Below are 405 nucleotides of genomic sequence, written 5' to 3'. Positions count from 1 at the left end.
GATTAGGACTTGGCCTCATCCTCTGTGGCCTCAGCCTCGGCCTCAGCGGTCTGAGCATCGGCGATGCCCTCGCCGGCAGCCTCGACCTCGGCAACCGGAGCCTCGGCAGCGGCTTCCTCAGCCGGAGCCTCGACCGGAGCGGCAGCAGCCTGAGCGGCGGCGGCGCGACGGGCGCGGTCGGCCTCGGAGACGACGGTCTTCTCCCGGACCAGCTCGATCACGGCCATGGGGGCGTTGTCGCCCTTGCGGTTCTCGACCTTGATGATTCGGGTGTAGCCGCCCTCGCGGTCCGCGAAGTGCGGTGCGATCTCGGCGAACAGGGTGTGCACCACGTCCTTGTCGCGGATCTTCTTCATCACCTCGCGCCGGTTGTGCAGCGCGCCCTTCTTGGCGTGGGTGATGAGC

1 protein-coding gene is annotated in these 405 nt (G+C 68.6%); it reads right to left on the bottom strand.

Going from position 1 to position 405, the window contains the following annotated elements; all coding sequences use genetic code 11:
* Window positions 1–2 precede the first annotated feature (2 nt).
* The coding region (rplQ, locus tag HG543_RS54230) for a 50S ribosomal protein L17 (protein ID WP_169352743.1) at window positions 3–405 on the bottom strand (403 nt) is incomplete at its 5' end.

This window comes from Pyxidicoccus fallax (assembly GCF_012933655.1).
GTDB lineage: Bacteria > Myxococcota > Myxococcia > Myxococcales > Myxococcaceae > Myxococcus > Myxococcus fallax.
This window is presented reverse-complemented; position numbering and strand designations above follow the sequence as displayed.